This is a genomic window from Pseudoalteromonas sp. A3, from assembly GCF_025942345.1.
In the GTDB taxonomy this organism is placed as follows: Bacteria; Pseudomonadota; Gammaproteobacteria; order Enterobacterales; family Alteromonadaceae; genus Pseudoalteromonas; species Pseudoalteromonas atlantica.
The window spans coordinates 1-26,836 of sequence record NZ_JAPCKL010000019.1 but is presented as its reverse complement, the minus strand read 5'-3'; the positions used below and the strand labels follow the sequence as shown (position 1 = coordinate 26,836).

Below are 26,836 nucleotides of genomic sequence, written 5' to 3'. Positions count from 1 at the left end.
TTTTCTTAAGTAAAACCTAAGTAAGTTATTGCTGTTGGTCACTCAGTTTCAATTGAGACTCTAAATTTGTTTGCCTCGTTACTTGCTCAATAAAGAACGAAGTAGCTTGGCTGTTAGAACTCAATCTGTACGAGTGCCCACACAGATGATTGCTTTATATTGTTAAAGAACGTTGCGACGTTGTCGCTAGGGATGCGTATAATACATCCTTTATTTTTCGAGTCAACACTTAATTTTAAACTTTCTTTTTAGAAGATTTAAAGCCAAAGTTTTACTTAACTCTGTGAGCAGCTCTTGCCTCGCTATGCGTTGGCGTTCCCCGTCTCAGTGGGGTCGCATTATAGGGAGATCCGAAAACAGATCAACCCTTTTTTTAGATCTTTTTACTGTTCGAACAAAAATAGAGCAAAACAGCATAAAACTAGCTAAATCACTGGCTAAGATGATGCTTTTTTATACTGATTTTTATTATTTAATATAAATTTCATTGCTATGTTCGTTTAAGACGTTAAGATAGCAAGTTCACAATGTTAAATTAATGTTTATTTCCTGTTTATTGGTAGATCTAAAATGAAATTACCCGATCAAAAATCTTTTATCTTCTCTGTTATTCTTGCTGTAGTTGGTTTTGTTATTGTTGAGTTTGCTTTAGGCAGCTTAGCTTTAAGCCCAGCATTGCTATTTGGTGCTGGTTTATTAATTGGTGGGATTGCTATTGCTGCAATGTCATCGGAAGGTGGTGAAGAAGCTGAAGTTAAAACAAAAACACTTTATGTTGGTAATCTTCCTTATCGTGCAAATGAAGGTGTTGTTCGCGCTTTGTTTGAAGAACAAGGTAAAGTTTTCAACGTGCGCCTATTAAAGGATAAAAATACTGGCAAACGTCGTGGCTTTGGTTTTGTTGAAATGGCACAGGCAGATGCAGACAATGCAATTGCTAAGTTAAACGATAGTGAGTTCCAACAGCGTACTTTAAAAGTACGTGAGGCAAAACAAAAACAAGAAGATGATTCTAGCTCTTTACGTACTGAGACGGATCAATCAGTGTAACGTGCTTTATAGCTAGCTTATTACTCAAAACATCAGCCGTTGCATAATATTGCAGCGGCTTTTTTTTGTCTGTAAATTTATTTCCAAAGTTATGCTGCTCTAGTAGGTAGTTTACTCTGCTAGCAATGGCCGCGCCTGAATCGAGTAATTGCACTGCGTTATTAAAGTACGCTTGTATGGCATCGCTAAGAATTGGAAAATGTGTGCAACCTAGTACAAGTACATCTATATCTGAGTTAATGCGCAAACGCGTAAGCTCTTTATGCAGTTTGAGTGTATCTAGCTGCTGAGTGAAAAATAACTGCTCTGCCAATGCCACCAGCTCAACACTGCTATATAAACTCACTGTTACGTTGCTGGCATGCTCTTTTATTAATGTATGAGTATAGGGACTTGCAACTGTGGCGGGGGTTGCCAATAAGCCGATGTGCTTTGTGCGAGTTACTTCAGCAGCAGGCTTTATTGCTGGCACTACACCGACAATAGGTATTGATGTAATTTTGCGTACTTCACTTAAGGCTGATGTAGAGGCTGTATTGCAGGCTATAACAATAAGGTCGACATTAAGCGCGTTGTGCTCAATAAAATAAATGAGTGAGCATAAACGCCCTATAATAGTTTGCTGGGTTTGCGCGCCATAAGGGAGTAACGCATTATCCATAAAGTAGCTGTACTGTGCATCTGGAATACGCTTTTGAATATGCTCAAGCACGGTGGTGCCACCTATACCTGAATCAAATACCATTATGTGGGCTGACAAACTTTGGTTCCTACTGTTTATTGAGAACGGCAGTTTGCCATGAGGTACTTATAAAAGAAAGCAGTTTAACTTTGCTCAGACTTTAGCGCGTCGAGTGCATCGCCCGCTGAATTTAATTGGTTTAAGTTTTCAAACATTGCCTGTGTGTAATCAACTAGCTGATCGACCGCTGCTTGATCTTGGTTTAGCCACTCTATAATACCGGCAAGCTGATCTTGTAGGCCTAGTTGCGATGCTTTATCAAATGCATTTTTTAGATCGTCATTAAAAGGCGCGATCGCATCGGCTACCTCTTTTGATGGGTTTGGCTGATATTGCTCATAACTTTTAACGGTAGCGACTGTTTTCGTTTGGCGAAGATCCATTGAAAATGCAACAAGTTGCTCACTGCCTAAGCTCAGCTCTTGTGCTTTTTCAAATGCTTCATCCAAATCACCGCTAAAGAATGTTTTACTTACACCTTGTAGCTCTTCCATCATGGCATTAATGGCATCTTGCTCTTGTTCGTTTAAATCACCATTAACTGACATTGAAAAAGACAGCTCTCGAGATTGCGACGACGAGCTGGCAAACGATTCGCTGTTATTGCTTTGTTGATACCCGCTCGCTGTTTGAGACTCATATGCATCAGCAAAGCTAATACTGACCTCATCACCTTCGGCTGTTGTAAACTTATACTCGGCATTGCTGCTCATGCTTACATATTGTGCTTGGCTTACGCTAACACTGGCCGCTTGTGGGTTAAATAGGGTTTGCTCAAACTCATCAAGCCCCTCAAAAATGCCTTCTTTTGACTTGTCGATGCCCTCTTGCATTTCTTCGTTAAATACACCGGTGCCTTTTAGTTCATCAACCGCTTCGTCTATACCGGTTTGAACACCTGAGCGCGCATCATCTAACATATTTTTTAATTTATCGTCATCGGCACCATTGGCTTTGGCTTTATTAACTGCGCCAGATACAAAGTCGAGTACATTTTTTACTATTTCATCAAAATCGAATAAAGGTTTATCGGCTTGTTTTTGCTCAACAGGTAAACCTAGCTGCTCTGCCATTTTGTCGCCAAGCACTTTTGCAGCAAGTTCTCTGCCTCGCTGTAATGAACTTTCTTGCGGAGATTGGATTGTTGGCTGCTGTAGCGCCTCTTTATTATTGAATTTGTTTACGTTGTTGTTTGGCGTATAGCCATAATTACCGATTTTCATGATCCACCTCCGTTACGTACTTAGCTTATTATCGGCTAATAGTGACAAAACTAAAGTGCATGTTTAAAAAAACAGCAACTTTATTATCAGCAAAACTAGACAAATACTGCTCGCTCCCTACAATAGCGCCGATAAATAGATCTCATAGATAAGGTAGTAGCATTAATGGCAGTGATTAAAATAGATACCACACAGTACGATACGCAGCTAAATGAAAAAGAGCAGCGTATTACGTCGCAATTTAAGCGATTTGGTGTGCAAGCGTTAGAGGTGTTTAGCTCAGAGCCAATTAACTACCGCCAACGTGCTGAATTTAGAGTATGGCACGATGGGGATGATCTATTTCATATTATGTTTGATCAGGCCACGAAAGAAAAAATTCGCGTCGACACCTTTGACCCTGCCGCGCCATTAGTTGGTGAAGTTATGCAGGTGATGATTGATAATTTAAAGTCGTGTGAAGTATTACGTCGTAAGCTGTTTCAAATCGATTATTTATCGTCATTAAGTGGCGAGATTTTAGTAAGCTTGCTTTATCACAAACCACTCGATGAGCAGTGGCTAACTGAAATAAAAGCCCTGAAAGAAAAACTGAGCAGCAAATACAATATTGACTTTATTGGTCGTGCGCGCAAACAAAAAGAAGTACTAGGCAATGATTTTGTTACTGAGCGTTTAACCGTAAACGGCCAGGAGCTTATTTATCAACAAGTAGAAAATAGCTTTACGCAGCCTAATGCTAAAGTGAATATAAAAATGCTGGAGTGGGCACAAGACTTATGTAAACCACTGAGTAATGACCTGCTGGAACTTTACTGTGGTAATGGTAATTTCTCTATTGCATTGGCGGGTTCGTTTAATCGCGTATTGGCTACTGAAATATCTAAGTCTTCTGTGCATTCAGCGCAATACAACATTGCTAAAAATAAGGTAGATAACTTAGATATAATTCGTATGTCGAGTGAAGAGTTTACCCAGGCAATGAATGGCGAACGTACCTTTTCGCGTTTAGAGGGGATAGATTTAAAAAGTTACGATTGCCAAACTATTTTAGTCGACCCTCCACGCGCAGGTATGGATACCCTTACCTGTGACTTAGTAGCCAACTACGAGAACATTATTTATATATCGTGCAACCCAGAAACGCTTGAGCGCGATTTAGATCACTTAACCCGTACTCATAATGTTAAGCGCTTTGCGATATTTGATCAGTTCCCTTATACGCATCACATAGAATCGGGTGTTTTCTTACAAAGAAAATAGTGAGTTAATATTATAATGCCAGCACCTTTATAAGTGCTGGTATTTGATTTTCACTAAACACTTCAATTTGATGCTCCATCAGCAACTTAGCAGTCATGCCCATGCCCTGTACTTTTACCCCACTATGGCTACCATCGTAAATTGTATTTCTACCACACGAAGGGCTCGACTCTTTAAGTAAAGCAAAACGAATTGCATGCTCATTACATAAGTCTAGGGCTTTAGCTGCACCTGATTTAAATTCTTTAGTTACATCCTCATAAGTGCTCGTTACGACTCTCCCTTGTTTTATCTCTGCTGATGCTCTAGGTGTTGGCAATCCACCAGCCACCTCAGGACAAAACATAACTAACCTATTTTCTTTACGCCATACATTAATTTGCGGGTGCGATAATGCTTGGCTTTTACCATCGTATCGAACAGGTAAGCCAAATAAACAACTCGATATTAATATTTTTTCCATTGCTATATCCCTATAAACAAAAAAAGCTCCTTACGGAGCTTTTTTGTTTTAGCAAACCTTACTTGTTCGCTAAATAGTTAATTAATTTACTAATATCTTCTGGCGCGGTAATACCAGACTCACGGCCTAGATTTAATTTGTATTTACCATTTACGATAAAGGTTGGTACGCCACGTAGCGCGCCTTTTTCTTTAAAGTAATTTTGGTCACGCTTCATTTTAGAGCTTAATGTACGTACCGAGAAGCTTTTGTATAGTTTATCAAACTTATCGCCATCAACACCCTGCGCTACAAACACATCTTTTACATCTGCAAGCTCGTTAAATTTAGCGCGCTTAGTGTGAATGTGATTAAAAATAGCCGCAACAATTTTATCTTTTTGTGGAAGTACTTCCGCAGTGGCCAGCGCTTGGCTCATCATTTTTTGGTTTTCTGGATCGCGAACACCGACAAAATCAACATGGCTCTTTTTAAATTTAACGTCTTTGTCTAGCTTTGGCTTAAACTCACCAATTAACGCTTCCATGTTATTACAAGCAGGGCAATAAAATGAGAAAAACTCTTTTACTTCTGGCTTTTTAGTCGCACGCTCTGCCACTACATCGTAATGCACGCCCTCTTCATAAGTGGCGGCTACACTGCTCGCAGCCATAGGTAGTAGTAATGCAAGTAGACCTGCTTTAACTAATTTGATCATTGTTATTGTTCTCCGAGATTAAAGTGTTAGTAAAAAAGCAACTAACTCATTCAGTTCTTGCTGGTTATTAATGGTGTTAATGTTTATTTTATATTTATCGTTTACGATAAAGGTAGGCACACCGGTTAGCGCACCTAGTTTTGAATATTTGTTTTGTTTATCTTGCATTGCACGCTCAGCTGAAATAATTGGCATGCTGGCAATGTCTTTATCAAACGTTGCACTATCGATACCATTAACTTCAAGCAACTTTTTAACGTCTTTCATTTGCGTTAAAGGTGCGCGCTGTACATGAATACTTTTAAAAATTTGGTCGCTGATACTTTGTGCTTGACCGTGCTTTTTACCGATTAAGTAGGCGTAGCTTAAGTTACTTTGCGCCTGTGGTGATACACCGCCTAAAAAGTTAACGTGATTTTTTATAAATTCAGTGCCCTCAGGTAGGCTTTTTTCAATTGCCTGTGCAACAGGCTCAAATTTAAAACAATGCGGACAGTAAAACGAGAAAAATTCGGTTACTTGCGGCTCTGCGCTTTTTTCTACATCAATAACAGTATACTGGTCATCGGCTTCAAACTGTGCAGCAAGGGCTGCAAATGGTAAACATAAAAGTAGTAGGCTCAGTTTCAATTTTTTAAGCATTGGTATCTCGTGTATTTTTTAAATAAAATTTTATGGCAATAACTTCAGCGGAGCTTCTTGCAGTGCTGCAAGCTGCTCTTTAAGCGCTAGAATTTGTTGCTCCCAGTATTTGTCTTCAGCAAACCATGAAAAGTTCCGTACGAACGCAGGATCACTCCATCGTTTAGCTACCCAACCCATATAGTGAATAATACGCATTGCACGAAGCGGTTCAATTAATTTGAGTTGAGTGTGGTCAAAATCACAAAACTCTTCATACGCATTTACAAGGGTGTCTAACTGTAACAGCTGTGTTTGACGATCGCCACTGAGCATCATCCATAAATCTTGAATGGCCGGCCCCTGACGAGCGTCATCTAAATCAACAAACATAAGTGCTTCGCCTGCCCACAAAATGTTACCTGCGTGGCAATCACCATGTAAGCGGATCTCTTGCACATTTTTATACTGTGCTTGCGCTTGTTCAATAACCAAGTCCAATATGGTGTAAAAAGCCGTGCTGATCCCCATAGGTACCAAATTACTTTTTTGCAGATGAACTTTAGCTGTATGCAAATATTCTTCGCAGCTAAAGGTGGGTCTGTGCTCAAAGGCTTTACTTTTAGCCACCTGATGCATACGGCCAATTAAACGACCCATTACATCAAGCTGATCCAGGTTATCAACTTCAAATTGTCGCCCGCCTACACTTAGAAATAACACAAATACATAACCTTGGTGCTCAAATAAGCTTTCTCCGTTGTGCTTAATGGGTGCAACAACGGGTACTTCGGCCTCAGCTAATTCAAATGCAAAGTCGTGCTCTTCTTGTATTTGCGCTTTGCTCCAGCGCTCTGGTCGGTAAAACTTAACAACGTAGCGCAGGCCATCTTCCGCCTTAAATTGGTAGACTCTGTTTTCGTAGCTATTAAGTGCTAATAAACCTGACTCTGCATATATACCAACGCTTTCTATCGCATCGAGAATTAAGTCGGGCGTTAAATCTTCAAAACTAAATTTACTCATGGGCTTCTTAATGTAAAAAGCGGGTTACCCCGCTTTTGTTAGTGTGTTTATCGCGCTTTAAAAAAGTTACTCGGTTGCGATATGCTTTCATCGGGGTCATTAACCGGTGAAAGTACAAAGTTAAACTCCGTCATTGGCGCTTTTAAATCATACGGGTCCATTACAAGTGACAATGGCACATTATGCGATTGCCCTGCTTGCACTGTAAATGTTTGCTTGCCAATGTACTTAAAGTTTTCAAGGCCTTGAACATCAATATTAAAGGTTTGCTCGTACTGCGCCTTGTTGATTACTTTTAATGTATAGGTGTTTTCTACCAAGCCATTAAAGTCAACACGATACAGTTGGTTACGGTCTCGTATTATGTCAAAGTCCATAGGCTTTCTAAATGCAATGTTAGCCACCAGCGCACTGGTAAGCACCACCAGTATGACCGTGTAACCTATGATTTTAGCTCGCAGTGGGTTGGTTTTATTTTCAGGTGTTTCGAGATTACGCTCTGTAGTATAAGAAATAAGACCCCGCGGGTAATCCATTTTATCCATTACACCATCGCAGGCATCAATACATGCGCCACAGTTTATACACTCGGCTTGCAAACCATTACGAATATCTATCCCTGTAGGGCACACCTGTACACACAAGTTACAGTCTATGCAATCGCCCATATCTAAATCTTCGTGGGCAATTTTACGCGAACGTGGGCCCCGGCTTTCGCCGCGTTTTTCATCGTACGTTACGGTGTAAGTGTCTTTATCAAACATAGCTGATTGAAAACGTGAATAGGGGCAAATGTGTAAACACATAATTTCACGCATCCACCCTGCATTAGCGTAAGTACACGCAGCAAAGAAAATAATACTTACCAGCGCGTAACCACCTACATTAAAGGTAACAAAGTCAGGGAGTAATTCACGGATAGGCGTAAAGTATCCGACAAACGAAATCGCCGTATATAAGGCAAATAAAACCCAACTGGTGTGCTTTGCTGTTTTTCGCCAAAACTTATCAAAGTCCATCGGGCGTTGATCTAGCTTTTTACGCTGATTAGCTGTGCCTTCAAACTTTTCTTCAAACCAAATAAATATAAAGGTCCATACAGTTTGCGGGCAGGTATAGCCACACCATACTCGGCCATAAAAGGTAGTAACCAAAAAGAGTGCAAACGCGGCCAACATAAATATAAAGGCTAATATAGTGAAATCTTGCGGCCACAGCGTTAGCCCAAAAATATTGTACTTTTGGCCAACTAAATCAAATAACACAGCTTGCTGGCCATTAAAATTTATCCAAGGCAAAAGCATAAAGGCAAGCATGCCTAAAAAGCCTATACGCTGTCTAAGTAACTGATGAAGCCCTTTTACTGCGCGAACATAAATTCGGTTACGTGGGTTAAACCTGTCGTCTTGACGGCTTAAATCCGGTTGTTGGATTTTAACCTCTGCAGGTATATTCTTTACTTTAATTTGCTTGTCCATCGAAGTTCCTCAACGCCGCTTGGAAATAAAAACGTAGCAATGTGTGCGTATTCTATACTGTAACTGTAGTTCGTTAATGGTAAGTGTGATTAGTTTAAATAATCAGCTGTTTGAATACTTTCAGATATTTCAGAAATATCTAACTGCTGTTGGCTATTATAACAATACTGGCTAAAATTACAGGTATAGATTGCTAATAATTTATTCATCTCAGTTACTTGCTTTTAAAATGCAGTTTATTACACTGCTTGCTAAATTTACCCCATTAAGATCAAGGTTTACGCATTCATGAAAAAGTTTATTATATTGGTCATTCTGATCCTTGCGTTTTTTACTATTGATCACCCATTAGTTAAAGAGCCCCGCGAAAAGCTATTAGGTGAAGGTGTGGGTTTTTTAAGTGATGCGAGCAAAATAAACCGTAGCCCAGCAGCCAATATGGCTAAAAACCGTATTAGCAGTGCGTTAAAGCTCTCTGAATCTGAGCACGAATATATTGAAAAAACCTTTACCACTGATGATTCAGTGCAGTTATTTCATTTACGTTATTGCCGCGAGCGCGACTTAAATTTATATTTTTACGAAGAGCGTTTAAATACAGTGTGTAAAATTGTATCGGATGCATTAGAACAAAAGAGAGCTAAGTAGTGGATTTTTCGCAGTTAAACAAAAAAGCGAGTGACTCTTTTCATAAACAGCGCACAATACTTAAAAAGCTATCGCAAGGAAAAACCTTGCATTGTGAGCAGTGCGGCGAGGTGTTAACACTCGATTTAGCCACCAGCGAGCCGGGTAAAGGCGTTGTTAAGTGTAAAAAAGGCTGCACTGATATTATTTTAGAACTTGGCGCTTAATTATCCTAAGCGCCTTTTAATCCACCTAAAGGCTACTCTTCCCACCCTTCATCTGTAATCAGCCCACTGTTTATGGCTACCACCTCAATAAGCTCGGCAAAGCCTAATGCAAAGTCGCCCATTGATTCGTACTGATACTGATATAAAGCTTCGAGTGTCATACTATTTTGCTGCGCAATTTGCACTCTTGTTTGCTCATCAACAGCAAAAAAGCTAAGCGTACTTAGTGCACTCTCTAGTGCTTCTTTGTACTGAGGCTCTAAAGCGGGAGCTGTTAATAGAGGTTGTGCGTATTCTTGAGTAGCACGTAAAAAACCTTCACTCCACGCTTGGGTATAGTCTAGGTCAAAATTGGCGGGTAACTTGTAACCGGTTTCAAATACTTGCTCACTAATTTGATGGTACAACGCCATAAATAAAAACAGTATTTCTTCGTCTAAATCGTTAGCCGTATTAGGCACTATATGCGCTAACCACTGGTGAACTTCTAATGGGCTTGGCGAACAAATAACCCCAAATAGATAGCCTTGGCTTTGTGTTAATGACATAGCCTGAGGTTGAGTACTTAAAAATGCACTTAATTGCTGTGCGTGTTGCTCGTTAAACTGTGGTAATTGCATTAAATCTCTTTTATTACATTAAAAATTTAGTGGGTAGCGGCCCTGTTCATCGGGGCGGCCTAAAAACTTAACCGCGTCGTGTACATCTTTTGGTAAGCTGGCATCAGGTTTAACATAGCCTGCTACTTTAAAGTCAAAGTTAGCTTTAAGTGTTGCGTCGGCTTCAAGCCCTAACGTGTTATCTGGGTCGACCAAAATAGCTATATCGCCCGACTTACAGCTTAACATGCCACTCAGTGGCCCTATATTAAACCAGCCATTAAAGCCTTTAACATCTATATTTGGGCTAGCAATCTCGCCTTTTAATGACTCACAATAAGGTACACCTGAGGTGTACTCGTTAAGCTCTAAAATGACTCGGCCTTTAGCCGTAGCTGGTATAGGTAGTGCAATACGTTGCATGGCACGCTCTACGGTCGAGCGAATTATACCATCGGTAACTTTAACCACATTGTTAAATAATCCGTAATTCACATCAGCATAGCCCGAAATATCGCTACGCTCACGCGGATTACCAAATTTTAAGTTAGCATTTAAATCACCCGTAAATAACTGCCAGCCAGCAATATCCCAGCGTACATTATTTAGCTGCTCGTCTTGATAGCGCACTTGCATCATTTGACCTTGCCATACACTCCCTACGGTTTGCCCTATTTCAAGCTGTTTTGGTAAGTACGGCTTAGCTAGGTCTAACGCAATGGCCGCTGGTAATTTCATTATGCAAAACACAATAAAACTAATAAAAAATACAACTGATAATATTATTATTTTTTTCATTAATTACTTCTCTAGTACTAAGCGGCTTACACGTACAAACCCTGATTTATCATCTTTGCTTAAATCAAGGTTCTCTACTCTTAAGCCATGCTGATTAACCAGTTCGTCTAACCATTCTATTAATTGATTAAACTCTACCGAATCAAGCGTTAAACGTAACGAGTTATCGTTAGGCTGCATTTTACTAATAGTAATACGGTAACGACTACGCGTTGAATTAACCACTTGGCTAATATTTTGATTGCTAATTGCCTGCGTGTTACCCGCCGCTTTTAACTTTACTATGCTTTCATCAACCCATACGAGCAGCTCTTGCTGAGTGACGTACGACTTTTTAGCTTTATCTATGGCGTTATTTAAAGGTCTAAAAATTCCCATTACTAAAACAAAAACAACAAATATACCACCAGCAACCATAATCAATTGCTGCTCTTGCTCTTTTAAAGAGCGCCAGTATTGCATTATTTGCTTTTTCATACTGCACCTCGCAGTTTAATTTCGCCTACGACAAAATCGCCATCGTTATTTAACGACCCTTGTTCAACCGTTAACCCTTGTTGCTCAAGTATACTTTTTACTTTACCAAACGTTTGAAAGTCTTTTGCGCGTGCGCGTATTCGCAGCTCATTACGGCGTTTATCGTAACGTAGGGTTTCTGGCGTAAATTCGCTTACTTGCGAAAACACGCCAACCAATTGGCTGGTCAAATCTAAAAACCCGGCTTCACTTTCGCCATTAATGGTTTTAAGCGCGCCCCTGATTTGGCTTTTAATTAAGTTAGGACGTACTTTAGTTCCGGGGAATGCTTTTTGGTATCTATTCACTACCTGGGCTTTAGCAAGCTCAACACGCGAGTTAAGTTGATTTAGTTCAACCAGCTTTATTGCAATGGTAGCAAATAAAGCAACACCGGTAATAATGGCTGCGCCTTTCCAATAACCCCACCACAGTGCACTTTTCTTTTTAAGCTGGTACATACCTTGGCGTAAATTAAATTTAACGCTGGTAAGTTGTTTAGCAAATAAAGCCAATGGTAAATCGTAGTCGCTTGCTTGCGAAATTAGGTTAATACATTCAGGAAACTGATTAGCTGGGCTATAGTGCTTTACACTCGGTTCGCCAAGTGCACTTAAGTAATCCCTTAGCCAGCTATTTTCAACGGCACTAATATGCCAATCGCCTCTTTTAAATAACCACTGATTATTAAGCTCTATGGCGGTTAATGTATCATCGTCGGCTGTAGGCAGTAGCAGGGCATCAGGTAAAATGGTGTATACCGCCAAGTTATGCTCTGAAAATAAAGCAAGCCAAGCCTCAAACCACTCGCGGTCTGTTAAGGCAACTTTAATTGCATGCTGCTCATTAATCATAGTGGGCTCGCCAATTGCGACAAATAGCTCGTCTATATCGCACGCAATGTCTTCTTCAAGCATGTATGGCAACGCTTGCTCTAACTTACGATTCCACTTAGTCGGCAACGCCACTGTTTTAAGCTGCACCTGATCGCTAGGCAGTAATACCACTACCTCGCGGGTTTGCGCTTTTTCACTTAGCTCACTTAAACGGCTTGCATCGGTTAATTCCCCACTGGCAATTATTTCTTGTTCTTGTGGTGAATAAATTAACCAATTTAATTTATCTTGCTCTGTTTGACCCGTGCGGATCAGCAGTATTTCTGTCACTGTACGCCTCCAAATTTTCGCGCCAGTATCGTTACTTCGCCATTTTTGGCATGAAGTAATGTGGTCATCGAAAAACGCAAATCGACAAATGTCGCCTGCGTTTGTAATTTAAAATATTCGCTATTAATACTAAATAATTCTTTAACCGAATCTAAATTTGTACCGCCTTGCTGCTGTACCTCGGAAAAAAATTCATCCACGCTATCAAATCCGGTTTCAGGGCGAGCTGCTATAACGGCCTCTGCGCCCGATAACGATAATTCGTCAATCATGGCACTTAAAATAAGTGCCTGTTCGGGAAGTAACGTATTGACGTTAATCGATAATAAGGGGGACCCCGGAATAACACACACAAAAGGTAATACCTTTTCCATTACTAGCGGATTAAAACCTTTTACCAAACGCAACTCAGAAGGTGATGCAAATAAACTATTTGCGCTCATATAAGGGTAATCACGCGATAAATACTCGTCTTCTTCAGCGCCTGAACGATAGGTAATGCTGTTTTCATCAAGCCAGTCAAATACACTGTCTGCCATTGCTTCTTCGCTTTCCTCGGCAGGTAAATCTTCAATGTTTTCTAATAATGCAAATAGTGCTTTATGAGCAGGGTTGGTTTTGCTGGTAGAGTTTGGGTCTGGTGCTTCCCCTAATGCATTTAAATTTAAACACGCCTGTAAGTCAGTAATTTTACCGCTTAGAGTACCGTTATCTACAGGGTATTGGGTGTCGCCTTGCGTGGCCCAAACCTGATCTAACGAGGTTTTGTCAGGATCATCGTCTTTACTTAACTTTAGTGCCTTTATTGCCAGCTCTTCACCGCCGTAGGCATACCACTTTGCTTGTTGGTGACCTTGCAGGTTAGTGCTTTTTTGAACCTGCACCATTAAATTAGCACTCATTTCTACGGCTAATATCGCGGCCAGTGCAACAATAAACAGCACAATAACTAATGCGGCACCGCGTGATTCGCGCTTATTCATTAATTACTCTCCCCGCTGTTTTTGCCCTGCCCGGGTACTAAAAAAACACGACGAATAGGCTCTGCCTCAATTTGTTGTAAAGTAACCGCAACCGCTTTAGGTAAGGCTTTTATTTGCCATTGCTCTTGCCACTCGTTGTTGGCATCTAAAAATTCAAATTTAAGTTCTTCAATACCTTTTAAAACAACTTGTACCCGCGGCTCCATATTATCAAGCTGATCTACATACACTCTGTATACACGCTCTAAATTGTCATTAAGCACTCTATACCCTACGGCTTGTAACTCAGAACGAGGCAGCAAGTTGATTGGGTTAACCCAGCCATCACGTACAAATGCAATACCATCGTATTGGCTTTCTAATATATAACGCCCTGCTAGTAAATATTGCTCTTGCGCATCACCGGCTTCATTACGTACAGTGCGCTGAGTCATTTGGCTAAAGTCTTGGTCCATTAACCTAAATGCGGTTTGTAGGCCGTTAAGCTCCGCTATTTTTTCATCAGACGCTTCTTTTGCTTTAGTGGTTGAGTCTAAAATTTGGTGAGTAGCCATAATCACCACCGCTAAAATAGCCATAGCAACTAATACTTCGATTAATGTAAATCCGCGCTGCTTCACTTATTAGCTGCCTTTATTTAAATAAGTTGAAAGCTCGTACACCGATTGCTCGTATTTTTCGTCGCTAAAAACATTTATGGTCACTTTTACAAAGCTTTTGTCTGCAGTTTTTGCTATTTCTTGCTTCCAAAACCACTCAACGCCCGCCATTACTTCGCTGCCGCGCGCGCCATTTTTAGCCTGCCAGTCTTTACCTTTACTACGCTGCACCACAAGCACATTTTCTGCCACCCACGATGCATACGTTTGCTCTTCAAGTGTTGTTAAATGATTTATATGCTCGCCGGTTGCTTGCATAGCTGCAATCCCAGCCATAGCACAAATACTTAACGCCACAAGCACTTCGAGTAAGGTAAAGCCTTTATTTAGCCTCATTATTATGGCTCTTTTCGCAAATTAACAGGGGCTGTAAATTCCCCTTCAATGTAATACACAGGCTCGCTTTGCTCTTTTAATTCAACAATAAGCTGAAAGGCGCTGACCTCGCCAGATGATAAAATAAGGACTTGCGGTATTTTTAGTTTTTCAAGCTCTAATAAGCTATCGTCATCGCCGCCGCTCATTAGCTCACGCCAATTAGCTTGTTCAAGTAAGTTCTCTTGTGACCAGGCTAAATCTTCTAAATTGAGCGTGAGTTTTAGCCGTTCATCCAGCTCAATGGGCTTGTAAAGGTCTTCGCGGTCAAAGGTAATCCATTTTTCGCCATCAAATACTAAAAACTCAAGGGTGTTTTCCTCAACCATTAAGCCAAGTTCTATTTGATTTAAAATAGCAAATTCAGAGGCCATGTTAATGGTGGTATGCAGCCTAAGCGCTTGTGTATCAAGCTCATCTTCGGCGCCGCCTTCTAAGCTGTATACCACCATTTTGGTCGCAAATGCGATAATAGTAAGTACTACTAAAATTTCTATTAAGCTAAACCCAAGGTGGTGAGCGCGCATACGATTAAGGCTTACTTGCATAGTAAGCCTCGTGCAATCGTATTTAACCTTACTGCTAGGTTAAGTCGCATTTATTGCTCGTCTTCGTTCCAGTTGCCAATATCATCATCGGTACCGGCTTCGCCATCAGGTCCCATTGAAAAAATATCAAACTTGCCAATTTCACCTGGGCTAATTAGCTGGTACGGGTTGCCCCATGGATCTTCTGGTAATTCATTTACAAAACCACCATCAGGGAAACGCTTAGGAATTGGTTCAATGCTGGTTTTATTGACCAATGCTTCTAGGCCTTGCTCTGTGCTTGGGTAGCTTTTATTTTTAAGCTTGTATAAGCTCATTGCATCTTCAAGCTGTTGAATATCTAGATGTGCTTTATCGATAGCAGCTTCTTCTTGTTGGCCCATAATATTAGGCGCCACAATTGACATAATCATCCCGATAATAACCAATACCACCATTACTTCGAGTAAAGAAAAACCTGATTGTTTATTCACGTAAATACCTCATTTTCCAAAAACATAATTTAATTTGGCGTCATCTAAGTAAATACTAACTTAGCTAACCCCTTAAAGCTTAAAGTCCTACCGCTTTATTCATTGCCATTATTGGCTGTAAAATAGCCATTACTATAAACAAAACAATCACCGCCATAGAGGCAATCATTGCTGGCTCTAATAATTTTAATGATACGTTTACCATGCTTTCAAACTCACGGTCTTGGTTATTAGCCGCGCGCTCTAACATTTGTTCTAACTCACCTGATTTTTCACCGCTGGCGATCATGTGCAGCATCATCGGTGGAAACAATTTGGTTTGCTGTAAAGCCGCTCTTAGGCTTGCACCTTCACTGACTCTATCGGCAGCATCTGCCACTGATTTTTTCATTTTTTTATTCGCTAATACACCACCCGATATGCGCATGCCTTCAAGTAGTGGTACTGAGCTTGACGATAAAATACTGAGCGTACGTGCAAAACGCGCGGTATTAATACCCCGTGCTACTTTACCAAAACCAGGCATGTGTAGTACGCGGTCGTCCCACCAAAAGCGAATTTTAGGTTGTTTCAGTGCATGTTTAATGCCTACTGCCAGCGCAGTAATGACTAACAAACTTATAAACCAATAATTTTGTACAAAGTGGCTGCCTGCCATAACCCATTCGGTTGTCCAAGGCAGTACTTGCTTAGTTTTTTCGAAGGTTTTTAAAATTTTAGGCACAACAGTACCGAGTAAAACCGAAACAATACCAATAGCAAAAATAACCAAAATGGTAGGATAAACCATGGCTTGAGTAATTTGGCTGCGCATGTGTTGGCGCTGTTCGGTGTAATCGGCAAGGCGATTTAATACTTGGTCAAGGTGCCCTGATTTTTCACCTGCGGCTACCATTGCTCGGTATAAATCGTCAAATACATGTGGAAATTCACTCATGCCATCGGCCAGTGTATAACCCTCTACTACCTTTGAACGTACCGACATCAGCATACGTTTTAGGCGAGGCTTTTCACATTGCTCTGCCACCGCCATGACAGCCCCTTCAACTGGCAATGCCGATTGAATGAGCGTAGCAAGCTGGCGCGTAATAAGGGCTAAATCGGAGGTTGATACGCTGGGTTTAAAAAAACGACTTAATAACGGCGTTTTTGCGCCACTAACCTGTTTTTCTCCTTCTGCTGCAGGGACAACTTCAAGCGGCGTAAGTTTTTTTTCGCGCAGCGCTTGGCGTATTTGCTTAGCTGTATCGGCTTCTAAAATGCCTTTTTGCTCTTTCCCTCGGCCATCAAGGGCACGGTATTCAAACGCCGCCATGGTTAGGCTTCCTCACGGGTAACGCGTAGAATTTCTTCAAGGGTTGTTTTGCCTGCCAGTACGCGGCTACAGCCATCTTGGCGTATGCTTGGGCTTTTTTGGCGAATGTATTTTTCAACACTTTGCTCGCCTTTACCGCTGTGGATCATTTCGCGTATTTCTTCATCAACCACGAGTAATTCATGAATACCAGTACGCCCGCGGTAACCATTAAAGTTACACTCTTCACAGCCTACTGCGCGGTAAATTGTAGGTGCGCTATCAAACGGTACACCTAGCAGCTCACACTCACGTTCATCAGCAGTGTGACCTTCTTTACAGCTATTACATAAAGTACGTACTAAGCGCTGCGACAGCACGCCTAACAAGGACGATGACAGCAAGAATGGTTCTACACCCATGTCTTCCATACGGGTAATTGCGCCCGAGGCGGTGTTGGTATGTAGCGTAGACATAACTAAGTGACCTGTAAGCGATGCTTGCACGCCAATTTGCGCGGTTTCAAGGTCACGTATTTCACCGACCATTACCACATCGGGATCTTGACGTAATATTGCACGAAGCCCGCGGGCAAAGGTCATATCTACTTTGGTATTTACTTGCGTTTGGCCAATCCCCGGAATTTCGTACTCTATTGGGTCTTCTACCGTTAAAATATTACGATCGCGAGAATTTATTTGGCTCATACCGGCGTACAAGGTGGTACTTTTACCAGAGCCCGTTGGGCCAGTAACCAAAATAATACCGTGTGGTTTACTAATTAAATCAGCAAACAACTCTCGGTTTTTTGGTGTCATGCCTAAATCTTCAAGGTTTAAGCGGGCATTGTTTTTATCAAGTAAACGCAGTACTACACGCTCACCAAAGCTAGATGGCATGGTAGATACACGCACATCTACTGCACGCCCTGCAATACGCAGGCTAATACGACCATCTTGCGGAATACGTTTTTCTGCTATATCTAACTTCGCCATTACCTTAATACGCGAGACGAGTAACGAAGCAAGCTTACGATTAGGTTTAAGCACTTCTTTTAATACGCCATCAACCCTAAAGCGAATCACGAGCTCTTGCTCAAAGGTTTCGATATGTATATCGGATGCACCTTCTTTAATTGCTTCGCTTAACATGGCGTTGATTAGTTTGATGATAGGCGCATCATCATCGCCGGCTAATAAATCTTCGGTTTGTGGGAGCTCATCGGCAAGGGAGAATAAATCGACCTCATTACCAATATCTTCCATCATTTGTTGTGTTTCAGAGCTGTCGCGCTGATACGCAGCCTCTAATAGTAACTCAAATTTATCGTCAGCTAATTGCTCTAGGGTAAAGCCTTTACCTGCAATGCGACGCACTTCTAGCAATACTTCAACATCTAGCTCGCCGCGGTAATACACAACTTGCTGTTCATTATTTTTACTAAGCAGTACACCCGCTCTGCGCGCATACGAAAAAGGTAAACGCTTTGGAGGCAACTCAACTAAATCGTTACTTGTAAGTAACTCCTCAGAGCGTGTTTCATCACTACGATGAACCACGTCTTCGTTTATTTGTTCTATTGCGCTAGTCATCTTCACGCTCTGCACGTTCTTTAGAGCTCAATGCTTTTAAGTGCTCTTCATAAGTTGGTGGCAGAATAAGCTCATCATCCCAAGATGGGAGTAAAGGAACATCTGAATTTGGCATAAGCTCTATGCCATCTTCTTTCTCTTTCATTTGCTCGCCACGGATAAAGTTATACTTATTAAAGCTTAACTTATTCATATTAACGCCATCGCGAATAATAGTTGGACGAATAAATACAATAAGATTACGCTTACGTTTGGTCGTATTAGTTGACTTAAATAAGTGACCTAAAATTGGGATATCACCTAAAATTGGTACCTTAGATACACTCTCTTGTACGTCTTCATCAATTAAGCCGCCTAACACAACCATACCGCCATCATCAGCCATAACGGTTGTGGTAATGGCGCGCTTATTAACAGAAATATCGACAGCGGTTGCACCACTTACACTCGATACTTCTTGTTCAATTAATAATTGTACTGCTGAGCCATCGTTAATTTGTGGGGTTACTTTTAGTTTTACACCCACCTCTTGGCGTTCAATGGTTTGAAATGGATTATCGTTATTACTGCCTGTTTGCGAACCTGTAATAATGGGCACTTCTTGACCCACTATCATCGACGCTTCTTCGTTATCCATGGTGGTAATTGAAGGTGTAGCAAGTATGTTTGAGTTAGTGTCAGTTGAAACGGCCTGAATAATTGCACCCCAGTCGTTTTTAACTAGACCAAACGCTAAGCCATTAACACCGCTTAATAATGAAGCAAGCGCGGTGTAATCACCTTCTGACGTTTCATCGTAACTGGTAACTAAGCCACTTTCTGAGCCTATTACTGTTTGAGTAGTGGTTGTGTCTTGCGCTTGAATACCTGCAACCGCTAATGAGCCTACAGGCACAGTTGAGCCATTATTAAACTGCAACATACCGCCATCTTCTGAAATCCATTGCGTACCTAAGTTAACGCCATCCGATTCCATTACTTCAACAATAATCGCTTCTACAAGTACTTGCGCACGGCGAATATCGAGCCTATCAATCACGGTCTCTAATGAGCGCATGGTATCGGGCTGTGCTGTAATAACTAATGAGTTTGAGTCAGGGTGAGCTTCAATACTGGCATCGTTTTTATTGTTTGTGCGAGTTTTACTTGTGCCTTGGCCATCTTCTGCAAGCGTTTTACTTACGCCTTGCAGTACTTTTACTAAATCCTCTGCTTTGGCGTAGTTTAAGTAAAATACTTTGGTATTACCTTGGCTTTCAAGTTCGCCATCTAGGCGCTTAATTAGTTCTATAGCACGGGTACGGGCTTGCCCTTCACCGCTTACTATTACGCTATTAGTACGGCCATCGGCAACTACCTTAGGGATCAAAAATTCAGGAACGCTGCCTTTACCGCTGTCTTTGTAAATATTTTCAACAACCGATACTACATCATCTGCTGTTGCATATTTAAGCTTAACAATATCTACACGCTTATCACCGGCTTGATCTACCGAGCGAATAATTTCTACTAAGCGATTAACCGACGCTGCATGGCCAGTAAGCATCATGACATTGGCAGCATTAAAGTTTGCTACATGGCCACCGTCTTTTTGGTCGCTAAATTGACGCACTAATGGGCCAAGCTCTTGAACACTTACATTTTTAACGCGTACCACACGGGTGATCATCATATCGCCCGATGCAGCGCTGTTTTCTGTAATTAGCGGCACATTTGATTTTTTAGCGTCAGAGCTTTTTTCAATCTTGATAATACCGTTGTCCATTTCTACTGCTGAGTAGCCATACACTTCGAGTACATTTAAGAAAAATTGGTAGTACAGCGCTTCATCCATTAACTCATAACTGCGTACGTTTACTTTACCGCGCACATTTGGGTCAATGATCACTGTTTTATTAAGGTTTTTACCAACAATGTTTATAAACTCGTTGATATCTGTGCCTTTAAAGTTTGCAGCATATTCAACAGCTGAAACCGACAACGAAATACTGGCTGCTAAAAAAAGCGCTGCGTACTTAGCTAACCCTTTTTTAATTTTTTTGAGGTGTAGCACCTGAACCATTATGTTAAAACTCCAAAGCTAAGTTATTGCAGGCTAAATTGCACATCGATTTGCTCACCATCACGTTCTATCGTAATTGTGGCATCGCTGGTATTACGCAGCTCATTAATAGCTGCCATTGCCTGTTGTAAATCTGTTAATTGGTAGCCGTTAATAGCCACGGCTAAATCATTATTCTGTAGGCCCATTTGTTTAAACAGAGCAGGCTCTTTACCTGGGCTCAAGCGATAGCCGATTAACTCGCCATCGCTCATTGCTTGTGAAACACGAATATAATCAAATAACTTACCAGGCTCACTTAGTAGCTCTTCTCGTGTTTCTATTATTGCTTCTTTTACATCTGGGTCAGCGGTTGCGTTAATTTGCAACTCGCTTTGTTCTATTTTTTGCAGCCCCATGTCTTGTGCTTCGCGAGCGGCAAGCACAGGCATAGACACTTTTTTACTAAAGTCGAGACCATCTAGCATTAGCGTTTCAAATCGGCCGTTTACACTTAAAATAACGCGATCGGGAAGTATTTGCGCAACCTCTGCACGGGTGCCTTGTACAACCTCTTCAACTAAGTAACTAACTTGTCGCCCCTGTGACTCAATAATAGCAATACCTGCCTTGTCGTCGTTACTTACAGCAACAATACCAGTTAGATTAATACTTAAGCGTGTTTCTGGCGCATTATTAATTACTTCGTTTTGCTGCGCAGTATTGGTTTTATTTGTTACAGTTTTTTTACCAAATAAAAATTGCTCTATAATATTTTGTACTGAGGTAGTACTAGACGCCTTCGATGCGGCTGAATAGTGAGATGGAGCAAGCGGTGTAGAGATCGGTTGTGGCCATACCAGCCATACTAATTTTGAGAGTAAATAAGCAAGATAAACAACGACTAACAGCGTAACTACTGCGCTTAATTTAGCATGGGGTAGCCGTGTTAAAAATTGTTTAAGCTGTTGAATTTGCTGTTCCATAATAATGTTCTTATTTTAATTTACTGCATAAGCGCGTACCCATAGTACCCTTTCATTTTTCATTCAACAAGCACACTAATATTAAACTTTGTAAACAGATTAATATAACAATGTAATGTTGACTAAAAAACCAGCATGCGCCGTAATACCTTCATCCTACGATGATTTCATGATAAATTTTACGATATATAAATAGTCGATTGAAGAAGCCTAATGAGTAAAAAAAATAATACTAATGCCGACTCAGACCACAACAGTGAGCCAAAAGTTCGATTAGATAAATGGTTATGGGCTGCGCGCTTTTATAAAACCCGTGCGCTTGCACGCGAAATGGTGCAAGGCGGCAAAGTACATTATAATGGGCAACGTACTAAAGCGAGTAAAATTGTGGAGGTTGGCGCAACCATAAAACTTGCCCAAGGCGTTGATGAAAAGCTTATCAAGGTACTTAAAGTGCTTGAAAAACGCCAAAGCGCCCCCATTGCACAGACCTTGTATCAAGAAACTGATGCAAGTATTGCAAAACGCGAAGAAAACGCCATCGCACGCAAAAATAACAGCTTCTTTGCTCCACATCCGGATAAAAAGCCCGATAAAAAGCAAAGACGCGAACTTTTAAAAATGAAATCAAGTTAGGTATAGCCGCTCATGCAACAAGATTTACTTCACCGTTATTTATTCGACAAACTCGATGTTCGTGGCGAACTCGTTCAAATTGAGCACGCCTACAACGAGATGATAGCTAATCACAATTACCCTGAGCCAGTTAAAGCATTATTAGGTGAATTACTCGTTGCAACGTGTTTATTAACTGCTACTTTAAAGTTTGAGGGTGAAATCGCCGTTCAGCTACAAGGCGATGGCCCTGTTAAATACGCTGTTATTAACGGCGACGATAAACAAAATATGCGTGGTATTGCGCGCATGCAAAGCGAGGTTAGCGGCACAACGGTAAAAGAGCTTGTAGGTAAAGGTTATATGGTTATTACCATTACTCCAACCAAAGGCGAGCGTTATCAAGGCATAGTGCCTCTTGAGCACGATACATTAAGTAAATGTATTGAAAGCTACTTTGAGCAATCAGAACAGTTAAAAACGCGCCTTTGGTTTGCAACCGAAACAACAGAAGGGAAAGCCAAAGCCTGTGGGTTGTTTTTACAAGTACTGCCTGTTGATAAGCAAAAATCAATTAATGACTTCACTCACTTAGAAGCCTTAAGCGATACAATTAAACGCGAAGAGCTATTAGAGCTTGATGCCAATACCGTATTAACGCGCTTATATCACGAAGATAACCCGCGCGTATTTGACCCGCAAGCTATTACATTTAAATGTGGCTGTAGTAGAGAGAAAACCATTACTGCTTTAGTTAATGTAGGCCAACAAGCATTACTTGATGATGTTGCTGAAAATGGCGCTGTTAACATTAGCTGTCATTATTGCCTAAAAGAATATGTTTTTGACGAGCAAGATATTAAAAATATTTTTAATTAACCTCCCACCTCATAATCAAATATAAAGCCGCAAAATATGCGGTTTTATATTATAAAATGATGATACCGGTGTCATGAATTTTGTTAATTTACTGACACCGGTATCATTGAAATTATTCATGTTTTTTAGCAAATATATGTGTTTTTAGGGCCTTTACAGGCTCGAATATCTCAAATCCTTCTGTTACTATAATTTCAGCTTAAGGGAACTAAGAACCCAGAGCTATCCCGTTCAAACTCTCACACATAGTTAGGTATAAACATGACTACAAGCGCAACACGTTTTGTCGATTTAACCGCAGCTGAACTTGTCGAGCATGCGATTCGTCGTGGCGAAGGGACACTAGCCGCAAATGGAGCCTTTGTTGCAATTACAGGCAAGCGCACTGGTCGCTCTCCTAAAGATCGCTTCATTGTAAAAGAAGCAACAACGCAAGATGATATCCAATGGGGCAATGTAAACCGCCCATTCGATGCTGACAAATTTGACGCTTTATGGGCTCGCGTAGAAGCACATGTGCAAAGTAATGACCACTTCACCTCTCACCTAGAAGTTGGCGCAGACCCTGAGCACTATCTACCTGTAGTTGTTACTACAGAAACAGCGTGGCACCATATTTTTGCTAAAAACATGTTTATTGAGCCTAAAAACTATAATGCATCTGATTTACCCCAATGGCAGGTAATGAATGTGCCTTCGTTTGTTTGTGACCCACAACGTGATGGCACCAACAGCGACGGCACTGTTATTATTAACTTTGCTCAACGCAAAGTGTTACTTGCTGGTATGCGTTATGCCGGTGAAATGAAAAAATCGATGTTCTCCGTTCAAAACTTTCTTCTTCCAGCAAAAGGTGTATTACCAATGCACTGCTCTGCTAATGTAGGAGAAGCGGGTGATACAGCACTATTCTTTGGTTTATCGGGTACTGGTAAAACAACTTTATCGGCCGACCCAACACGCTTTTTAATTGGTGACGACGAACACGGTTGGGCACCAGGAAGCGTATTTAATATCGAAGGTGGCTGTTACGCAAAATGTATCGACCTCTCACAAAAAAATGAGCCAGTAATTTGGAATGCTATTCGCTTTGGTACAATTTTAGAAAACGTTGTACTTGATGAAACACGCACACCTGACTTTAACGATACAAGCTTAACGCAAAATAGCCGTGCTGCTTACCCGCTAGAGCATGTAGAAAAGCGCAAAGTTGAAAACCGTGCTGGCGAGCCAAAAGCTGTTGTATTTTTAACCTGTGATGTGAGCGGTGTTTTACCGCCGGTTTCTGTACTTAGCGAAGAAGCCGCTGCTTTTCACTTTTTAAGTGGTTACACAGCTAAAGTAGGCTCTACAGAGATTGGCTCAACTAGCGATATAGAATCTACATTCTCAACGTGTTTTGGCGCCCCTTTCTTCCCTCGCCCTGCAGGTGTTTACGCTGAGCTGCTTATGAAGCGTGTACGCGAATTTGGGGCAAAGGTTTACCTTGTTAATACAGGGTGGACAGGCGGCCCATACGGTACCGGTGAGCGTTTTGATATTCCAACTACCCGCGCTGTAATAGATGCAATCGTATCTGGTAAATTAGCCAATGTAGAGACCCAGCATATCGATGTATTAAATCTAGACGTACCAGTGGAAGTCCCTGGTGTGGATAGCAAGCTACTTAACCCAATTAATACATGGGAAGATAAAGCAAAATATAATGAATATGCAGCAAAACTTGCCGCTGACTTCACTGAAAACTTCGCTAAATACGATGTATCAGATGATATTAAAAATGCAGGCCCAAAAGCATAATTAATTACCAAGCCTGATTTAAACGCCAGCCTATAAAGCTGGCGTTTTTGTTTGCTAATCTAATTATTTTATTGCTGCGACATTTTGTCGCAGTTCTTTTCTATTAAACAAAGATACAATGCGCCATCCCTTTACTGCATATTTTTAATGGTCACTCTTTTATGCGTTTTAATGGTTCATGGCGAAAAATAGCAAGACGTGTACATTTATACCTAGGCTTATTTATCGGGGGTGTACACGCACTCATTGCTCTAACAGGTTCTATACTCGTTTATTACCCCGAACTAGATGAAAATATAAGTAGTTTAAGTACAGAAACAGCGAGGCCTATAAATTGGGATACCGCATATCAAACACTAAAAACTCACTACCCAGATAAACAAGGCTCGTGGCGTTTAGAAAGCACCAAAGATAAACATTATATTCCCGCAAGATATTACAACCAAAACGAAACAGTGGATCACGCTTTTGCACCACTTATGGTTTGGCTAAGCCCTGATGGCAGGCTTATATTACGTGAGGATGTATGGGGTAACTACTTTGTTACCTGGATTTATAACGTACACTTCTCGTTACTTGCAGGTAGCACTGGTACAATCGTTATAGGCTATATAGGAATAGGTAGCCTTATACTCCTCATATCAGGCCTATGTGCTTGGTGGCCTAAAAAAGGGCAATGGGCTAAGTCATTAAAGTTTAAAGCGCGCAGCTCTTTTCTGGGCGTGTTATATGACTGGCACAAGTTGCTTGGTTTAATTTTTGCTCTGCCTTTAATCCTATTAACAGCAACCGGCATAATGCTAGCAATACCCAAGCAAACCGATCCTTTAATAACAGCCCTGCTTGGAAATATAGATAAACCTAACAGCGCAATAATAAAACCCCAGCGCAGTATTTCTTTATCAGCAGCACTTAGTACAGCACAAGAGGCCATGCCAAATACACGGCTAGCATGGGTAGAAACCCCGTCAAATCACAATGCGGTATATCGGTTTAGGTTCAAAACCAAAAGCGATCCCTCTTATCGCTTTCCTCACAGTTATGTGCAAGTAAATGCAAGCACAGGAGAGCTCATAAGTGTTTTTAATATAGATAAGATGAGCATTGCCAGTAAATTTAAAAACTGGTTGCATCCACTTCACAATGGCAGCATTGGCGATCAGCCATTACGAATTCTATGGGTTTTATCAGGTGTAGCCACCGCTTTGTTATTTGCCCTGGGCCTTTTTAGGTGGCTCATTAGAACGAAACGAGTTAAGTACACTATAAGCTAATTACAAAACTTATTTAATATATCAAACGAGTTTTTCACAAACTAAACCTGCTTGTATAGCTAGCTACGTCATAAGTTACGAGCTGCTTACGCAGCGTAAATAAAAGCAAAAGCTATATAGATAGTCAAACCGCCTTATACAAAACTTAAGGTGCTACGCTTGATAATAAGCTAAGACCTATGAACTGTTTGTAAAATTAATTCATTACTTTAAGTTATATTGCGTGCTTTAATCGCGGGTTTCGTGATCCTCAAATCCACGCTACAAAGGAGTGGCGGAACTATATAAAGACAGGTATTTAACTTTTCTAGAGACGTAGAAAAAGCACTTCATTTCTCAAGCAGCTTTCTGGTATTAGGAGTCGGTGTGCTACGCAGTCAAATGTCGTGCGGACTAAGGTACGCATATATAAAAACACTATATTTACCATACAAAGATGTGCGGCGAGCCTTATCCTCGGGTTTCGTGATACTCAACCCACGCTACGGAGGTGGTGGAGACTGTGCGAATAATATCTGGAATGTATTTTTCACTTTTCTGTAGACGTAAAAAAGCCCGGCTCTTTCGAGTCGGGCTTTCTTGTATTTGGAGCCTGGCGATGTCGTAGTGCCCACAGCGGTAGAGAGTCACATAGCAAATGGGACACTATCATTGTGCCAGGAGTCGCTACGCTCGCTCGACCTACATTCTAGAAGTAGATGAGTGTGCATTAATTGTCCGCACTTCACTTTTCTACGGACGTAAAAAAACCCGTCACATCGCTGTAACGGGTTTCTCTTATTTGAAGCCTGGCAATGTCCTACTTTCACATAGCAAATGCT

At 41.0% G+C, this 26,836-nt stretch carries 28 protein-coding genes; 8 read left to right on the top strand and 20 right to left on the bottom strand.

Annotated features, from left to right (window positions below; genetic code table 11):
• The first annotated feature begins 570 nt into the window (after positions 1-570).
• Entirely contained in the window at positions 571-1,050 is a 480-nt protein-coding gene (locus tag OIZ54_RS19815) for an RNA recognition motif domain-containing protein (RefSeq protein ID WP_096042403.1), read from the top strand.
• Here OIZ54_RS19815 and murI read toward each other — a convergent pair.
• Positions 1,013-1,810, bottom strand: coding sequence for a glutamate racemase (murI, locus tag OIZ54_RS19810; RefSeq protein ID WP_096042404.1), 798 nt, complete (start codon positions 1,808-1,810; stop codon positions 1,013-1,015). The genes OIZ54_RS19815 and murI overlap by 38 nt on opposite strands.
• A 65-nt stretch (positions 1,811-1,875) precedes the next feature.
• Positions 1,876-3,015, bottom strand: coding sequence for a DUF5610 domain-containing protein (locus tag OIZ54_RS19805; protein ID WP_096042405.1), 1,140 nt, complete (start codon positions 3,013-3,015; stop codon positions 1,876-1,878).
• A gap of 165 nt (positions 3,016-3,180) precedes the next feature.
• Here OIZ54_RS19805 and trmA point away from each other — a divergent pair, with 165 nt between their 5' ends.
• Entirely contained in the window at positions 3,181-4,278 is a 1,098-nt protein-coding gene (gene trmA / locus OIZ54_RS19800; protein ID WP_064387293.1) for a tRNA (uridine(54)-C5)-methyltransferase TrmA, read from the top strand.
• Between the two features lie 10 nt (positions 4,279-4,288).
• Here the strand turns inward: trmA and OIZ54_RS19795 are convergent, their stop codons facing one another.
• From OIZ54_RS19795 to ccoG, 5 genes are read right to left on the bottom strand one after another with little or no spacing between them, the layout of a single operon-like run.
• A complete protein-coding gene (locus OIZ54_RS19795) occupies positions 4,289-4,741 on the bottom strand; it encodes a DUF523 domain-containing protein (RefSeq protein ID WP_055255782.1) in 453 nt (150 codons plus the stop codon).
• A gap of 58 nt (positions 4,742-4,799) precedes the next feature.
• Positions 4,800-5,438 (bottom strand): thiol:disulfide interchange protein DsbA/DsbL, encoded by a 639-nt coding sequence (locus OIZ54_RS19790; protein WP_264391117.1) that lies wholly within the window; start codon positions 5,436-5,438, stop codon positions 4,800-4,802.
• Between the two features lie 18 nt (positions 5,439-5,456).
• Positions 5,457-6,080 carry a thiol:disulfide interchange protein DsbA/DsbL gene (locus OIZ54_RS19785; protein WP_096042407.1) on the bottom strand — a complete coding sequence of 208 codons (624 nt, stop codon included), beginning with the start codon at positions 6,078-6,080 and terminating at the stop codon, positions 5,457-5,459.
• Positions 6,081-6,110: 30 nt separating this feature from the next.
• On the bottom strand, positions 6,111-7,085 hold the full coding sequence (locus OIZ54_RS19780; RefSeq protein WP_096042408.1) for a serine/threonine protein kinase: 975 nt from the start codon (positions 7,083-7,085) through the stop codon (positions 6,111-6,113).
• A gap of 47 nt (positions 7,086-7,132) precedes the next feature.
• Complete coding sequence (ccoG, locus tag OIZ54_RS19775; protein WP_029773308.1) at positions 7,133-8,563, bottom strand: cytochrome c oxidase accessory protein CcoG; 1,431 nt, start codon at positions 8,561-8,563, stop codon at positions 7,133-7,135.
• 288 nt (positions 8,564-8,851) lie between these two features.
• Here ccoG and OIZ54_RS19770 point away from each other — a divergent pair, with 288 nt between their 5' ends.
• Together OIZ54_RS19770 and OIZ54_RS19765 are read left to right on the top strand one after the other, a co-directional pair.
• The gene (locus tag OIZ54_RS19770; RefSeq protein ID WP_004588437.1) at positions 8,852-9,211 is read left to right on the top strand and encodes a hypothetical protein; all 360 of its coding nucleotides are present in this window, start codon (positions 8,852-8,854) and stop codon (positions 9,209-9,211) included.
• On the top strand, positions 9,211-9,417 hold the full coding sequence (locus tag OIZ54_RS19765; protein WP_004588438.1) for a hypothetical protein: 207 nt from the start codon (positions 9,211-9,213) through the stop codon (positions 9,415-9,417). Before OIZ54_RS19770 ends, OIZ54_RS19765 begins: the two co-directional genes overlap by 1 nt.
• A 32-nt stretch (positions 9,418-9,449) precedes the next feature.
• Here OIZ54_RS19765 and OIZ54_RS19760 read toward each other — a convergent pair whose 3' ends face one another.
• The 13 genes from OIZ54_RS19760 to gspC all read right to left on the bottom strand — a co-directional run bounded on the left by OIZ54_RS19760 (position 9,450) and on the right by gspC (position 21,447).
• Positions 9,450-10,037, bottom strand: a complete 588-nt coding sequence (locus OIZ54_RS19760; protein ID WP_054983933.1) for a UPF0149 family protein — start codon at positions 10,035-10,037, stop codon at positions 9,450-9,452.
• A gap of 18 nt (positions 10,038-10,055) precedes the next feature.
• Positions 10,056-10,814 (bottom strand): type II secretion system protein N, encoded by a 759-nt coding sequence (locus OIZ54_RS19755; RefSeq protein ID WP_264391116.1) that lies wholly within the window; start codon positions 10,812-10,814, stop codon positions 10,056-10,058.
• Positions 10,815-10,817: 3 nt separating this feature from the next.
• Positions 10,818-11,291, bottom strand: a complete 474-nt coding sequence (gene gspM / locus OIZ54_RS19750; protein WP_024032550.1) for a type II secretion system protein GspM — start codon at positions 11,289-11,291, stop codon at positions 10,818-10,820.
• A complete protein-coding gene (gene gspL, locus OIZ54_RS19745; RefSeq protein WP_264391115.1) occupies positions 11,288-12,496 on the bottom strand; it encodes a type II secretion system protein GspL in 1,209 nt (402 codons plus the stop codon). Before gspL ends, gspM begins: the two co-directional genes overlap by 4 nt.
• A complete protein-coding gene (gene gspK / locus OIZ54_RS19740) occupies positions 12,493-13,479 on the bottom strand; it encodes a type II secretion system minor pseudopilin GspK (protein WP_024032552.1) in 987 nt (328 codons plus the stop codon). Before gspK ends, gspL begins: the two co-directional genes overlap by 4 nt.
• Positions 13,479-14,099: a type II secretion system minor pseudopilin GspJ gene (gene gspJ, locus OIZ54_RS19735; RefSeq protein WP_029773313.1), complete on the bottom strand. Its 621-nt coding sequence runs from the start codon at positions 14,097-14,099 to the stop codon at positions 13,479-13,481. Before gspJ ends, gspK begins: the two co-directional genes overlap by 1 nt.
• A 3-nt stretch (positions 14,100-14,102) precedes the next feature.
• Positions 14,103-14,474, bottom strand: coding sequence for a type II secretion system minor pseudopilin GspI (gspI, locus tag OIZ54_RS19730; RefSeq protein WP_024032554.1), 372 nt, complete (start codon positions 14,472-14,474; stop codon positions 14,103-14,105).
• Positions 14,475-14,476: 2 nt separating this feature from the next.
• Positions 14,477-15,061 (bottom strand): Tfp pilus assembly protein FimT/FimU, encoded by a 585-nt coding sequence (locus OIZ54_RS19725; RefSeq protein WP_054983937.1) that lies wholly within the window; start codon positions 15,059-15,061, stop codon positions 14,477-14,479.
• A gap of 50 nt (positions 15,062-15,111) precedes the next feature.
• Positions 15,112-15,534, bottom strand: a complete 423-nt coding sequence (gene gspG, locus OIZ54_RS19720) for a type II secretion system major pseudopilin GspG (protein ID WP_004588447.1) — start codon at positions 15,532-15,534, stop codon at positions 15,112-15,114.
• Between the two features lie 79 nt (positions 15,535-15,613).
• Positions 15,614-16,849 carry a type II secretion system inner membrane protein GspF gene (gene gspF, locus OIZ54_RS19715; protein WP_004588448.1) on the bottom strand — a complete coding sequence of 412 codons (1,236 nt, stop codon included), beginning with the start codon at positions 16,847-16,849 and terminating at the stop codon, positions 15,614-15,616.
• Between the two features lie 2 nt (positions 16,850-16,851).
• On the bottom strand, positions 16,852-18,420 hold the full coding sequence (gene gspE / locus OIZ54_RS19710) for a type II secretion system ATPase GspE (RefSeq protein WP_264391114.1): 1,569 nt from the start codon (positions 18,418-18,420) through the stop codon (positions 16,852-16,854).
• Complete coding sequence (gene gspD / locus OIZ54_RS19705; RefSeq protein WP_054983939.1) at positions 18,413-20,482, bottom strand: type II secretion system secretin GspD; 2,070 nt, start codon at positions 20,480-20,482, stop codon at positions 18,413-18,415. The genes gspE and gspD overlap by 8 nt, the downstream gene beginning before the upstream one ends.
• A 23-nt stretch (positions 20,483-20,505) precedes the next feature.
• Complete coding sequence (gene gspC, locus OIZ54_RS19700) at positions 20,506-21,447, bottom strand: type II secretion system protein GspC (protein WP_055255769.1); 942 nt, start codon at positions 21,445-21,447, stop codon at positions 20,506-20,508.
• Between the two features lie 213 nt (positions 21,448-21,660).
• Between gspC and hslR the strand changes: the two genes are divergently transcribed.
• From hslR to OIZ54_RS19680, 4 genes are all read left to right on the top strand, one after another.
• Positions 21,661-22,083, top strand: coding sequence for a ribosome-associated heat shock protein Hsp15 (hslR, locus tag OIZ54_RS19695; protein WP_024032559.1), 423 nt, complete (start codon positions 21,661-21,663; stop codon positions 22,081-22,083).
• A 12-nt stretch (positions 22,084-22,095) separates the two neighbouring features.
• Positions 22,096-22,941, top strand: a complete 846-nt coding sequence (hslO, locus tag OIZ54_RS19690) for an Hsp33 family molecular chaperone HslO (protein ID WP_264391113.1) — start codon at positions 22,096-22,098, stop codon at positions 22,939-22,941.
• A gap of 261 nt (positions 22,942-23,202) precedes the next feature.
• Positions 23,203-24,741: a phosphoenolpyruvate carboxykinase gene (locus tag OIZ54_RS19685; RefSeq protein WP_004588454.1), complete on the top strand. Its 1,539-nt coding sequence runs from the start codon at positions 23,203-23,205 to the stop codon at positions 24,739-24,741.
• A 161-nt stretch (positions 24,742-24,902) separates the two neighbouring features.
• Complete coding sequence (locus OIZ54_RS19680) at positions 24,903-26,015, top strand: PepSY-associated TM helix domain-containing protein (RefSeq protein WP_264391112.1); 1,113 nt, start codon at positions 24,903-24,905, stop codon at positions 26,013-26,015.
• Positions 26,016-26,836 lie beyond the last annotated feature (821 nt).